Annotated in this window: 11 protein-coding genes; 3 read left to right on the plus strand and 8 right to left on the minus strand. The window is 60.1% G+C overall.

All coding sequences use genetic code 11. The features are described 5' to 3' along the window. Positions 1-26: 26 nt before the first annotated feature. The 5 genes from AC06G5_RS19870 to AC06G5_RS19890 are packed head-to-tail and all read right to left on the minus strand — an operon-like array spanning position 27 to position 4,213. Positions 27-299 (minus strand): DUF2160 domain-containing protein, encoded by a 273-nt coding sequence (locus tag AC06G5_RS19870; protein ID WP_057399940.1) that lies wholly within the window; start codon positions 297-299, stop codon positions 27-29. Between the two features lie 10 nt (positions 300-309). Continuing rightward, positions 310-1,110, minus strand: coding sequence for a carbohydrate ABC transporter permease (locus tag AC06G5_RS19875; protein WP_480458154.1), 801 nt, complete (start codon positions 1,108-1,110; stop codon positions 310-312). A 9-nt stretch (positions 1,111-1,119) separates the two neighbouring features. Next, a complete protein-coding gene (locus AC06G5_RS19880) occupies positions 1,120-1,986 on the minus strand; it encodes a carbohydrate ABC transporter permease (RefSeq protein ID WP_480458156.1) in 867 nt (288 codons plus the stop codon). Then, entirely contained in the window at positions 1,983-3,119 is a 1,137-nt protein-coding gene (locus AC06G5_RS19885; protein WP_413426042.1) for an ABC transporter ATP-binding protein, read from the minus strand. Before AC06G5_RS19885 ends, AC06G5_RS19880 begins: the two co-directional genes overlap by 4 nt. After that, positions 3,119-4,213: an ABC transporter ATP-binding protein gene (locus tag AC06G5_RS19890; RefSeq protein ID WP_413426044.1), complete on the minus strand. Its 1,095-nt coding sequence runs from the start codon at positions 4,211-4,213 to the stop codon at positions 3,119-3,121. Before AC06G5_RS19890 ends, AC06G5_RS19885 begins: the two co-directional genes overlap by 1 nt. Before the next feature lie 381 nt (positions 4,214-4,594). Here AC06G5_RS19890 and AC06G5_RS19895 point away from each other — a divergent pair, with 381 nt between their 5' ends. Continuing rightward, positions 4,595-6,448 carry a sigma-54-dependent Fis family transcriptional regulator gene (locus AC06G5_RS19895; protein WP_480458159.1) on the plus strand — a complete coding sequence of 618 codons (1,854 nt, stop codon included), beginning with the start codon at positions 4,595-4,597 and terminating at the stop codon, positions 6,446-6,448. A gap of 126 nt (positions 6,449-6,574) precedes the next feature. Here AC06G5_RS19895 and cysS read toward each other — a convergent pair whose 3' ends face one another. Together cysS and AC06G5_RS19905 are read right to left on the minus strand one after the other, a co-directional pair. Then, a complete protein-coding gene (gene cysS / locus AC06G5_RS19900; RefSeq protein ID WP_322616746.1) occupies positions 6,575-7,957 on the minus strand; it encodes a cysteine--tRNA ligase in 1,383 nt (460 codons plus the stop codon). A 15-nt stretch (positions 7,958-7,972) separates the two neighbouring features. Beyond that, positions 7,973-9,670: a glutamine--tRNA ligase/YqeY domain fusion protein gene (locus AC06G5_RS19905; protein WP_413426049.1), complete on the minus strand. Its 1,698-nt coding sequence runs from the start codon at positions 9,668-9,670 to the stop codon at positions 7,973-7,975. A gap of 251 nt (positions 9,671-9,921) precedes the next feature. On the opposite strand from AC06G5_RS19905, the gene AC06G5_RS19910 reads away from it, so the two are divergent. Both AC06G5_RS19910 and lpxH read left to right on the plus strand, forming a co-directional pair. Then, the gene (locus tag AC06G5_RS19910; RefSeq protein ID WP_008020681.1) at positions 9,922-10,425 is read left to right on the plus strand and encodes a peptidylprolyl isomerase; all 504 of its coding nucleotides are present in this window, start codon (positions 9,922-9,924) and stop codon (positions 10,423-10,425) included. Continuing rightward, entirely contained in the window at positions 10,422-11,174 is a 753-nt protein-coding gene (gene lpxH / locus AC06G5_RS19915) for a UDP-2,3-diacylglucosamine diphosphatase (protein WP_413426051.1), read from the plus strand. The genes AC06G5_RS19910 and lpxH overlap by 4 nt, the downstream gene beginning before the upstream one ends. Positions 11,175-11,307: 133 nt before the next feature. Here lpxH and AC06G5_RS19920 read toward each other — a convergent pair whose 3' ends face one another. Then, positions 11,308-12,840: a DHA2 family efflux MFS transporter permease subunit gene (locus AC06G5_RS19920; RefSeq protein WP_413426053.1), complete on the minus strand. Its 1,533-nt coding sequence runs from the start codon at positions 12,838-12,840 to the stop codon at positions 11,308-11,310. Positions 12,841-12,928: the final 88 nt, after the last annotated feature.

A 12,928-nucleotide genomic window follows, 5' to 3' on the forward strand; every position in this document is an offset into this window, starting at 1 on the left:
CGGAGCAACATTGCCGAGCGACTCGACTAGCCCCAACGCATCACAGCCAACAGCCACACCAGGGACAACGCGAAAGCGACCCAGATGCTCCAGTCGGTGACGCCGATTACCAGCAAATGCAGGTAGGCGCTGCCGAGAAGACCGATAAACAACCGATCGCCACGGGTGGTGGCAATCGGCAGGAAACCTCGCCGAAGCACGCTCGGCGAACGCAACTCCCAGGTGGTCATGCCCACCAGGATCAAGGCAATGACGCCGAAGAACGCCGTCGTGGGGACGGTCCAACTCATCCATTCCATCATCAGTTCCTCATACCCGGCCCAGGGCAAAGCCCTTGGCCACGTGGTTGCGAACAAACCAGATCACCAGCATGCCCGGCAGGATGGTCAACACCCCCGCCGCCGCCAGCACGCCCCAGTCGATACCGGATGCCGAGACAGTGCGGGTCATCACCGCTGCGATCGGTTTGGCGTTCACCGACGTCAGGGTGCGCGCCAACAGCAGTTCGACCCAGGAAAACATGAAGCAGAAGAACGCCGTGACGCCGATGCCGGAACCGATCAGCGGGATGAAGATCTTCACGAAGAACTTGGGAAAGCTGTAGCCATCGATGTATGCGGTTTCGTCGATTTCCTTGGGCACGCCGGACATGAAGCCTTCGAGAATCCACACCGCCAGCGGCACGTTGAACAGGCAGTGGGCCAGGGCCACGGCGATGTGGGTGTCGAACAACCCGATCGATGAATACAACTGGAAGAACGGCAACAGGAACACCGCCGGTGGCGCCATGCGGTTGGTCAGCAGCCAGAAGAACAGGTGCTTGTCGCCGAGGAAGCGATAGCGCGAGAACGCATAGGCCGCCGGCAGTGCCACGCTCAGGGAAATGATCGTGTTCAGGCTGACGTAGTACAGCGAGTTGAGGTAGCCGGTGTACCAGCTCGGGTCGGTGAAGATCACCTTGTAGTTGTGGAGGGTGAAATCCTGCGGAAACAGCGTCAGGCCGCCGAGAATTTCGGTGTTGCTCTTGAACGACATGTTCAGCAGCCAGTAGATGGGCACCAGCAGGAACAGGATGTAGAGCAGCAGTGGTATCAGCTTTCTCTTGCTCATGGCGGGGCCTCAGCGGTTGGCGTCAGAATGAGTCATGGCGGTGTAGAACAGCCAGGACACCAACAGGATGATCAGGAAGTACACCAGCGAGAATGCCGCTGCCGGCCCCAGGTCGAATTGCCCTACGGCCATCTGGGTCAGGGTCTGGCTGAGGAAGGTTGTGGCATTGCCCGGACCGCCGCCGGTGAGTACGAACGGCTCGGTGTAGATCATGAAACTGTCCATGAACCGCAGCATCACGGCGATCAGCAGCACACTCTTGAGCTTGGGCAACTGGATATGCCGGAACACCGCCCACGCGGAGGCACGGTCGATCCGCGCCGCCTGGTAATACACATCCGGAATCGCCCGCAACCCGGAGAAGCACAACAGCGCCACCAGCGAGGTCCAGTGCCAGACGTCCATCACCAGCACGGTGACCCAGGCGTCCATGGTGCTCGCCGCATAGTTGTAGCTGATGCCCATGGCATTGAGGCTCGAACCGAGCAGGCCGATATCGGCGCGGCCGAAGATCTGCCAGATGGTGCCGACCACGTTCCACGGGATCAGCAACGGGATCGCCAGCACGATCAACACCACCGAAGACCAGCGGCCCTTGGTCGGCATGGTCAGGGCTATGGCGATGCCCAAAGGGATTTCGATCAGCAGCACACAGGCGGAATAGATGAACTGACGCAGCAGCGAGTCATGCAGCCTCGGGTCGAGCAGTACCTGCCTGTACCAGTCGGCGCCGACGAAATAGCGGCTGGACTGGTCGAAAATGTCCTGCACCGAATAGTTGACCACGGTCATCATCGGGATCACCGCACTGAACGCCACCAGCAGGAACACCGGCAGCACCAGCCACCAGGCCTTGTTGTTCTGCACCTTGTTCATGGCTGTGCCTCTTTTTTGTTGGCAGACGCTTCATTAATGCTTTGGGTTTCCAGGAGAAATTCGTCGGCGTAGACCATCAGCCATTGCGCCGGAAAACTGATGAAGGCCGTGCCTTGCGGCACCGCTTTGTCTTCGGCCAGGCGCACCTTCAGCGGCACGCCGTCGAGGTTGAGGGTCATGATCTTGTAGGTGCCGAGGTCTTCGACGTGTACGACCTGTGCCCGCAGCGCGTCATCAAAGGCTTCGTCCCACACATGGACGAACTCCGGACGAATGCCGACTTTCAGGGTTTTCCATTCGGATTCGGCGATGCGCTGTTGCATGGCCGCGGACAGCGGCAGGTGAGTCGAGGCGAACCCGACGCCACCCGGCTGCGGCTGCACCTCGATCAGGTTCATCCCCGGGCTGCCAATGAAGTAGCCGACAAAGGTATGGCTCGGCCGCTCGAACAACTCCCTTGGCGTGCCGAACTGCACGATCTGCCCGCCGTACATCACCGCGATCTTGTCGGCGAAGGTCGAGGCCTCCAGTTGATCGTGAGTGACGTAGACCATGGTGATGTTGAACTGCTCGTGGATCTGCTTGAGCTTGCGCCGCAGTTTCCACTTCAGGTGCGGGTCGATCACCGTCAGTGGCTCGTCGAACAGGATCGCCGACACGTCATCGCGCACCAGCCCACGGCCCATGGAGACTTTCTGTTTTTCGTCGGCGGTGAGGTTGCGAGCCTTTTTGCTCAGCAGATTCTGAAGGTCGAGGACTTCGGCAATTTCCTGCACCTTGGTGTGAATTTTCGCTTCGGCCATGCCCTGGTTACGCAAGGGGAAGGCCAGGTTGTCGAACACCGTCATGGTGTCGTAGACCACCGGGAACTGGAAAACCTGGGCAATGTTGCGCTTCTCCGGGGTCAGGTTGTTGACCGCTTTGCCGTCGAACAGCACATGGCCCTGGGACGGGCTGAGCAGCCCGGAAATGATGTTGAGCAAGGTCGACTTGCCACAGCCCGATGGACCGAGCAACGCGTAGGCGCCACCCTGCTCCCAAATGTGGTCCATCTCGCGGATCGCGTAGTCCTCAGGTCCCACCGGGGTCCTGGTGTAGCTGTGGGCGAGGTTCTGCAAACGGATTTCGGCCATCAGGCAACCCTCGCGACACGCCGGCCCGGCGCCTGTACCAGCCGCCCCTGCGTATCGAACACAAACAGTTTATGGGTCGGGATGTAGATGCGGATTGGCGCATCGACGTCGTATTCGTGGACACCGGGCAAGTGCAGCACCAGCAGGAAATGCTCGTTGCGCACGTGCAGGAAGGTTTCCGAACCGCTGATCTCGGCCACCTCGACGGTCACCGCCAGTTCGAGGTCATCGTCGTTGCTCGGCACCAGCGAGATATGGCTGGGCCGCACGCCGAAGCGAAACTCGCCCTCGCCCACCGGACGCAAGTCGACGTTCAACGGAAAGTGCACGAAGTTGGCGAAACTCACTTCGTTGCCGACAATGCGTCCCGGCATCAGGTTGATCGGCGGCTCAGAGAACAGCTCCGCCGCCAGCACCGATTGCGGTTGGTGATAGACCGAGGAAGACTGGCCACTCTGGATCACCCGGCCTTCGTGAAGAATGGTCGTGGTGCCCCCAAGGGCCAGGGCTTCGTTGGGTTCGGTGGTGGCGTAGATCGCGATGGTATGGTGCGCCTTGAACAACTCGCGCATTTCCTGACGCAGCTCTTCGCGCAACTTGTAGTCGAGGTTGACCAGCGGCTCGTCGAACAGGATCAGCTCGGCATCCTTGACCAGCGCCCGGGCCATGGCCGTGCGTTGCTGCTGGCCGCCGGAGAGTTCGAGGGGATGGCGCTGGAGGAATTTCTCGATGCGCAACATCTTCGCGGTTTCCAGCACCTTGCTCTGGATCAGCTCGTTGGATACGCCGGCCTGGCGCAGCGGCGAGGCGATGTTCTCGAAGACGGTCATGGTCGGGTAATTGATAAACTGCTGATAAACCATCGACACGTTGCGCAAGCGCACCGGGCGTTGGGTGACGTCGACGCCATTCATCAGGATGCGACCGCTGTCGGGCTTGTCCAGCCCGGCCATCAAGCGCATCAGGCTGGTTTTGCCGGACAGCGTGCGCCCGAGCAAAACGTTGAAGGAACCGGGTTCGAAACTCAGGTTGGCATCGTCGATCCAGGTCTGGCCCTCGACGGTGCGGCTGACATGCTCCAGGGTTAATGACATGGCTCGGCCTTTTTTTATTTTTGGAATCAAGCGACCGGAGCTGTATAGCGACATTTGTGCCAGAAAATGCAAACGATTGATTCAGTTTGAAATTCTTGAAAATGACTACGGAGTCACGTTCGTTGCTGAACACAAATGAACAACCGCGACTGAACAACTGAACACTTCAACGGTTGACAATGAACATTAGTGAACAACACTCTACAGACCGTTTTCCGGCCCTTGTAGGAGCGAGCTCGCGATGGAGGTGAGGTCGCCTCGTTCCTTCAGGCAGCCCGCGTCATCGTTAGCGTCCATCGCGAGCATGCTCGCTCCTACAGAGTTGTATGTCGTTGATATATCCATAACAACAATAAAAGCGTTAACCAGAGGCTGACTTGAATGGCCGTACCTGCCCCCGCGTTATCCCACGACGCCATCATCCAGGACTCCTGGTCCCGCTGTCGCGCATTCGGCCTCGACCATCAGAGCACGCCGGCCTTCGACCAGTTGCCGGCCGAGGGCATCGCGCAACTGCTGGAGAGCCAGCATTCACTGGTGCAAACCACCCATCAGGAAGTGCTGCCGTATTACGAGAACATCCTGAGCAATTCCAATTGCCTGATCATGCTCGCCGACCATCAGGGCCAAGTGCTCACGTCATGGGGAACACAGCGCTTCATCGAACCCAAACTGGCCCGGGGTTTCAGCGCCGGCGCCAGCTGGATGGAACGCTGCACCGGGACCAATGCCATTGGCACCGCCCTGGCCTGTGAACAAGCCGTGCACATTGAGCACGACGAACATTTCCTCAAGGCCAACCGCTTCATGACCGGTTCCGCCGCGCCGATTTTCGATGCCGAGCGTAAGGTGATCGCGGTGCTGGACGTGTCCAGTGACAGCTATCTGCCGCCATCCCACACCTTGGGCATGGTCAAGATGATGAGCCAGACCGTGGAAAACCGGCTGATCCTCAACCTGTTCCATGGCCAACATTTCCAACTGACCTTCAATACCGGCCTGAACAACCTCGACAGCCAATGGGCCGGCCTGCTGATTTTCGATGAAACCGGTCAGGTGCTGTCGGCCAACCGCCGGGCCGACAATCTGCTGGGCATCAGCCTGTCGCGGGTCAGTGTCGAGAGCCTGTTCAAGGTCTCGTTGCTGGAATTGTTGAATCAACCCGAAGGCCTGCCCTTCTCCGTGCAAGCCTCGGGACGCAATCGCTTCCAGTGCCTGCTGAAACGGCCGAAGCAGGTTCCGATCCAGCCGCGGCTATTTTCTGAAAACAAGAGCGCCGAACCTGCCGTGGCAATCCCGACACCGGCGGTGATCAGCCTCAACACCCTGCACTTCGGCGACAGCCGCGTGGAAAAAGCCGTGCGCCAGGCCGAACGCCTGCTGGAAAAAGACATCCCGTTGTTGATCCACGGCGAAACCGGGGTCGGCAAGGAAGTGTTCGTCAAAGCCCTGCACCAGGCCAGCTCGCGCAGCAAACAAGCGTTCATCGCGGTCAACTGCGCAGCGATTCCCGCCGAACTGGTGGAATCCGAGTTGTTCGGCTACGAGAAAGGCGCGTTCACTGGGGCCAACCAGAAAGGCAGTATCGGGCTGATCCGCAAGGCCGACAAAGGCACACTGTTCCTCGACGAAATCGGCGACATGCCGCTGCCGACCCAGGCCCGTCTGCTGCGCGTGTTGCAGGAGCGTTGTGTGCAGCCGGTGGGCAGCAGCGAGTTGTTCCCGGTGGACCTGCGGATTATCTCCGCCACCAACCGTTCACTGCGCGAACAGGTGCAACTGGGACGTTTCCGCGAGGATTTGTACTACCGTATCGGCGGATTGACCCTGGAGTTGCCACCGCTGCGCTTGCGCAGCGACAAGCAGGCGCTGTTCAAACGTCTTTGGGAGCAGCATCGAGAGCCGAGTCAGTGGGCCGGTTTGAGCCGTGAGGTGCTGGAGTTGTTCGACCGACATCCGTGGCCGGGCAACCTGCGTCAGGTCAGCAGCGTGATTCAGGTGGCGCTGGCCATGGCCGAGGAACAACCGGTGCGGCCGGAGCATTTGCCGGATGACTTTTTTGTCGATCTGGAGATGGAGCCCGTGGAGACGCAGGAGCCGCTGGCGGTTGATCTTGATGATGCCGAGGAGTTGAACCGGCAGTTACAGGCGGTTGGGGGGAATATTTCCCATTTGGCGCGCAGGCTCGGAGTAAGCCGTAATACCCTTTACAAGCGACTGCGCCAGGTGGAATGACGAGTGATCGGCACTGGCGATGTTCGGTTTGAGGCCATTCGCGAGCACTGCTGGAACAGCATTTTCCGCCATTCCCAAAAACAAAAACCCGCACAAGGCGGGTTTTGTTTTCAAGCACTACAGCTGTCAGTCAGCCAGACGCCAGGTCGTGCCGCCCTTGCCGTCTTCCAGCACCACACCCATGGCGGTGAGCTGGTCGCGGATGCGGTCGGATTCGGCCCAGTCCTTGCCGGCACGTGCCGCCAGGCGCGCGGCAATCAGCGCCTCGACTTGCGCGGCATCCACCCGCCCTTCGGCACCGGCCTGCAGGAAGTCATCGGCTTCCAGCTGCAACACACCCAGCACGCTGGCCAGTTCTTTCAAACGGGCTGCCAGACCGGCCGCTGCGTTCAGATCGCTCTCGCGCAGGCGGTTGATCTCGCGGACCATCTCGAACAGCACCGCGCAGGCTTCCGGCGTACCGAAGTCGTCGTTCATCACCTGGGTGAAGCGCTCGACGAAGGCTTCGCCGCCAGCCGGAGCCACGTTCGGCAGGCCTTTCAACGCGTGGTAGAAACGCTCCAGGGCGCCCTTGGCGTCCTTGAGGTTGTCTTCCGAGTAGTTGATGGCGCTGCGATAGTGGCTCGACACCAGCAGGTAACGCACGACTTCCGGGTGGTACTTGTCGAGCACGTCGCGGATGGTGAAGAAGTTGTTCAAGGACTTGGACATCTTCTCGCCATTGATACGGATCATGCCGCAATGCATCCACGCGTTGGCGTAGGTCTTGCCGGTGGCCGCTTCGCTCTGGGCGATTTCGTTTTCGTGGTGCGGGAACTCAAGGTCGCTGCCGCCGCCATGAATGTCGAAAGTCTCGCCCAGGCAGCAGGTCGACATCACCGAGCACTCGATGTGCCAGCCCGGACGTCCGGCGCCCCACGGCGATTCCCAGCTCGGCTCGCCCGGCTTGGCGGCTTTCCACAGCACGAAGTCCAGCGGGTCCTGTTTCGACTCGTCGACTTCGATGCGGGCGCCGATGCGCAGGTCTTCGATCTTCTTGCGCGACAGCTTGCCGTAGCCCATGAACTTGCCGACGCGGTAGTACACGTCGCCATTGCCCGGGGCGTAGGCGTAACCCTTGTCGATCAGGGTCTGGATCATCGCGTGCATGCCCGGGATGTGGTCCGTGGCACGCGGCTCCATGTCCGGCTTCTTGATGTTCAGGCGCGCTTCATCTTCGTGCATCGCCGCGATCATGCGCTCGGTCAAGGCTTCGAACGACTCGCCGTTCTCGTTGGCCCGATTGATGATCTTGTCGTCAATGTCGGTGATATTGCGTACATAAGTCAGATCGTAGCCGCTAAAGCGCAGCCAGCGCGTCACCAGGTCGAAGGCGACCATGCTGCGGCCGTGGCCCAGGTGGCAGTAGTCGTACACGGTCATGCCGCACACGTACATGCGCACCTTGTTGCCATCGAGCGGCTTGAAGACTTCTTTGCTCTTGGTGAGCGTGTTGTAAATCGTAAGCACGTTAACTTCCTTGAATCACTGGCCCCACGAATCACGCAGGGTCACGGTACGGTTGAATACCGGCTGACCTGGTTTCGAGTCCTTGAGATCGGCTACGAAGTAACCTTCGCGCTCGAACTGGAAACGGTCTTCCGGCTGTGCGTTGCCCAGCGAAGGCTCGGCACGACAACCGGTGAGTACCTGCAGCGAGTCAGGGTTGATGTTGTCCAGGAAACTGGCGCTGTCTTCGGCCTTCTCCGGGTTCGCAGAACGGAACAGACGATCGTACAGACGCACTTCGCACTCGACGCTGGCAGCGGCCGGCACCCAGTGGATCACGCCTTTGACCTTGCGGCCTTCCGGGTTCTTGCCCAGGGTGTCCGGATCGTACGAGCAGCGCAGTTCGACGATGTTGCCATCGGCGTCCTTGATCGCTTCGTCGGCACGGATCACGTAGCTGCCACGCAGACGCACTTCACCGGCCGGTTCCAGGCGCTTGTAGCCCTTCGGCGGCTCTTCCATGAAGTCTTCACGGTCGATGTAGATTTCACGGGCGAATGGCAACGCGCGCACGCCCATGTCTTCTTTCGGGTGGCACGGCAGCTCGAGGTTCTCGACCTGGCCTTCCGGGTAGTTGGTGATCACGACTTTCAGCGGACGCAGCACGCACATGGCACGCGGGGCGCTGTGGTCGAGGTCGTCGCGGATGCTGAATTCGAGCATGCCGAAGTCGACCACGCCGTCGGAACGGTTGGTGCCGATCATTTCGCAGAAGTTGCGGATCGATTTCGGCGTGTAGCCACGGCGGCGGAAACCCGACAGCGTGGACATGCGCGGGTCGTCCCAGCCGTTGACGTGCTTTTCATCGACCAGCTGCTTGAGCTTGCGCTTGCTGGTGATGGTGTAGTTCAGGTTCAGGCGGCTGAACTCGTACTGGCGCGGGTTGGCCGGTACCGGCAGGTTGTCGAGGAACCACTCGTACAGCGGACGGTGGCTTTCGAACTCCAGGGTGCAGATCGAGTGAGTGATGCCTTCGATGGCGTCCGACTGACCGTGGGTGAAGTCGTAGTTCGGGTAGATGCACCACTTGTCGCCGGTCTGGTGGTGGTGAGCGTGGCGGATGCGATACATGATCGGGTCGCGCAGGTTCATGTTCGGCGAGGCCATGTCGATCTTGGCCCGCAGCACGCGTGCGCCGTCCTTGAACTCGCCGGCCTTCATGCGGGCGAACAGGTCCAGGTTCTCTTCCACCGAACGGTCGCGGAACGGGCTGTTCTTGCCAGGTTCAGTCAGGGTGCCACGGTATTCCCTGGCCTGTTCAGGGGTCAGGTCATCGACGTAGGCCTTGCCGGACTTGATCAGTTCGACGGCCCAGTCGTGCAGCTGGTCGAAATACTGCGAGGCGTAGCGCACTTCACCGGACCACTCGAAGCCCAGCCATTTGACGTCGCTTTCGATCGCGTCGATGTATTCCTGGTCTTCCTTGGCCGGGTTGGTGTCGTCGAAACGCAGGTGCGTGACGCCGCCGAACTCCTGGGCGAGACCGAAGTTCACACAGATCGACTTGGCGTGACCGATGTGCAGGTAGCCGTTGGGTTCAGGCGGGAAACGGGTGACGATTTGCGTGTGCTTGCCCGAGTCCAGGTCTGCCTGGATGATCGGCCGCAGGAAGTTGACCGGCACGGCAGGGCCGGTCTTGGCATTCGAGGTAGGGTCGACAGTGGGCTTGCTCATAGGATCCTTGAACGTACAGGTGCATGGCCGTAATGAAGGCCGGACAAAACAAAGCCGCTATCATAGCCGATGCTGTCAAGGCCCTGACAGAGCGCGCTCTGTAAACCGTCGCATTTAATAGGCCGTAAATGAAAAAACAGCCTCGAAATTCGTGCCTGTCACGCTAAACTGCGCACCTTGGCCGAGACAGGCTGAACCGGTTGCGGGATCGAATGTCCCAAAACCACGAATTCCTCAAGTGAGTAACGATCATGACCCAAGTCAAACTGACTACCAACTTCGGCGACATCGTCCTCGAACTGAACGCCGAAAAAGCCCCGATCACCGTGGCCAACTTCGTCGAGTACGTTAAAGCCGGTCACTACGAAAACACTGTTTTCCACCGTGTCATCGGTAACTTCATGATCCAGGGCGGCGGTTTCGAGCCAGGCATGAAAGAAAAGAAAGACAAGCGTCCAAGCATCCAGAACGAAGCTGACAACGGTCTTTCCAACGACAAATACACCATCGCCATGGCCCGCACCATGGAGCCGCATTCGGCTTCCGCCCAGTTCTTCATCAACGTGGCGGACAACAGCTTCCTGAACCACAGCGGCAAGAACGTTCAAGGCTGGGGCTACGCGGTATTCGGTAAAGTGACCGCCGGCACCGACGTTGTCGACAAGATCAAAGGCGTGGCCACCACTTCCAAGGCCGGCCACCAGGACGTACCGGCAGACGACGTGATCATCGAGAAAGCCGAGATCATTGAGTGATACTGCTGATTTCAGACTTGCATCTGGAAGAGGAGCGCCCGGACATCACCCGGGCGTTTCTGGATTTGCTCGCCGGACGCGCCCGCTCGGCGAGTGCGTTGTACATTCTGGGCGACTTCTTCGAGGTGTGGATTGGCGACGACGCCATGACCCCCTTCCAGCGTTCCATCTGCCAGGCCCTGCGCGACCTCAGCGACAGCGGCACGGCCATTTTCCTGATGCACGGCAATCGCGACTTCATGCTCGGCAAGGCGTTCTGCAAAGAAGCCGGCTGCACATTGTTGAAGGATCCGAGTGTCGTGCAACTCAACGGCGAGCCGGTGCTGCTGATGCACGGCGACAGCCTCTGCACCCGCGACGAAAGCTATATGAAGCTGCGGCGCTACCTGCGCAACCCGATCACCCTGTTCATCCTGCGGCATCTACCGCTGCGCACCCGGCACAAACTGGCGCGCAAGCTGCGCAGTGAAAGCCGTGCGCAAACACGGATGAAGGCCAATGACATCGTCGATGTCACGCCCGAAGAGATTCCGCGGATCATGCAGCAGTTCGGGGTGAAAACCTTGATCCACGGGCATACCCACCGTCCCGCGATTCACAAGTTGCAGCTTGGCGAACAGGCGGCCCGACGCATTGTGCTGGGGGATTGGGATCGTCAGGGGTGGGCGTTGCAGGTCGACGAACAAGGGTTTGCCCTGGCGCCGTTTGATTTCGCCCCGCCGCCGCAATTGGCCGCACCTACAAACTGACTGCCAAACACAAAACCTTGTAGGAGCGAGCCTGCTCGCGATGGACGTTAACGGTAACGCGTATTTCCTGACTAATCGCGCTGCCCTGAAGTCCATCGCGAGCAGGCTCGCTCCTACAGTGGTTGTGTGGTGTTTAGTGGCCCGCAGAAGTCGCTGGCCCGGCCTTGGCGGTAAACGGCGGCTTGGCCAGCCACACAATCAGGATCAGCCCCAGGAACATCCAGCCCAGCAAGGTGAAGTAATCCACCGTGGACATGATGTACGCCTGGCTGATCACCGTCTGCTCCAGCTGCGTGTAAGCCTTGGCCCCTGCCCCGCCCAGTTGGGTCAGCGCTTCGCGGGTCGCCGGATCGAACGGGGTGATGCTTTCGGTCAGATAGGCATGGTGTTGATCGGCCCGGCGAATCCAGATCCAAGTGGTCAACGACGCCGCGAAACTGCCGCCCAGGGTCCGCAAAAACGTCGCCAGCCCGGAACCGTCGGCAATCTGGCTCGGTGGCAGGTCCGACAGCAGGATGGTCAGCGTCGGCATGAAGAACAGCGCCACGCCGATCCCCATGAACAACTGCACCAGCGCGATGTGCTGAAAGTCCACTTCATTGGTGAACCCGGCGCGCATGAAGCAGCTCAGGCCGATGGCCAGGAACGCCCCGCCTGCCAGCACGCGCATGTCGAAACGCGGCGCGTACTTGCCGACAAACGGCGACAACAGTACCGGCAGGATCCCCAGCGGCGCCACGGCGAATCCGGCCCAGGTCGCGGTGTAGCCCAGTCGCGTCTGCAACCACTGCGGCAGGATCAGGTTGATCCCGAAGAACCCGGCATACCCCAGAATCAGCACGATGGTGCCGTAACGGAAGTTGCGATGGGCGAACAGGCGCAGGTTGACCACCGGATGCTCGTCGGTCATTTCCCAGATCACGAAGAACGCCAGGGCCACCACTGAAATCACCGAACCGATCACGATGAAGCTGGACTCGAACCAGTCGGCATCGTTGCCCTTGTCGAGCACGATCTGCAGGGCCCCGACGCCGATGATCAGCGCGATCAACCCGACGTAATCCATCGGTTGGCGGCTGGTGACCACCGGGCGCTTTTTCATCTGTTGCGTCACCACCCAGGCCGCGAACAGTCCGATCGGCACGTTGATGAAGAAAATCCATGGCCAGCTGTAACTGTCAGTGATCCAGCCGCCGAGGATCGGCCCGGCAATCGGCGCGACCACCGTGACCATCGCCAGCAACGCCAGGGCCATGCCCCGTTTCGCTGGGGGGTAAACCGCGATCAGCAGGGTCTGGGTCATTGGGTACAGCGGCCCGGCTACAACCCCTTGCAGCACCCGGAAGCCCACCAGCTCGGGCATGGACGTGGAAATCCCGCACAAAAACGAGGCCAGCACAAACAGCAATGTTGCCCAGACAAACAGCTTCACCTCGCCAAAACGACGACTGAGCCAACCGGTCAGCGGCAAGGCGATGGCGTTGCTCACCGCAAACGAGGTGATCACCCAGGTGCCCTGCTCCGAACTCACGCCCAGATTACCGGAGATCGTTGGCAACGCCACATTGGCGATGGTGGTGTCGAGCACTTGCATGAAGGTCGCCAGCGACAGGCCGATGGTGCTGAGCAACAGGCTGGGCGGTGTGAAAGACGCGTTATTGCTCATCGCGGATCCTTTGAAACCAGACGGGCGCAGCTAACCCTGTGGGAGCGGGCTTGCCCGCGAAGAGGTCGGCACATTCAACATGGATGTC

It is taken from the genome of Pseudomonas sp. WT-JTC (assembly GCF_056711565.1).

Bases quoted from the DNA above. Each gene is read 5' to 3' on its own strand.
- AC06G5_RS19870 (WP_057399940.1), bottom strand. From the start codon at position 299: ATGGAATGGATGAGTTGGACCGTCCCCACGACGGCGTTCTTCGGCGTC.
- AC06G5_RS19875 (WP_480458154.1), bottom strand. From the start codon at position 1,110: ATGAGCAAGAGAAAGCTGATACCACTGCTGCTCTACATCCTGTTCCTG.
- AC06G5_RS19880 (WP_480458156.1), bottom strand. From the start codon at position 1,986: ATGAACAAGGTGCAGAACAACAAGGCCTGGTGGCTGGTGCTGCCGGTG.
- AC06G5_RS19885 (WP_413426042.1), bottom strand. From the start codon at position 3,119: ATGGCCGAAATCCGTTTGCAGAACCTCGCCCACAGCTACACCAGGACC.
- AC06G5_RS19890 (WP_413426044.1), bottom strand. From the start codon at position 4,213: ATGTCATTAACCCTGGAGCATGTCAGCCGCACCGTCGAGGGCCAGACC.
- AC06G5_RS19895 (WP_480458159.1), top strand. From the start codon at position 4,595: ATGGCCGTACCTGCCCCCGCGTTATCCCACGACGCCATCATCCAGGAC.
- AC06G5_RS19905 (WP_413426049.1), bottom strand. From the start codon at position 9,670: ATGAGCAAGCCCACTGTCGACCCTACCTCGAATGCCAAGACCGGCCCT.
- AC06G5_RS19910 (WP_008020681.1), top strand. From the start codon at position 9,922: ATGACCCAAGTCAAACTGACTACCAACTTCGGCGACATCGTCCTCGAA.
- AC06G5_RS19920 (WP_413426053.1), bottom strand. From the start codon at position 12,840: ATGAGCAATAACGCGTCTTTCACACCGCCCAGCCTGTTGCTCAGCACC.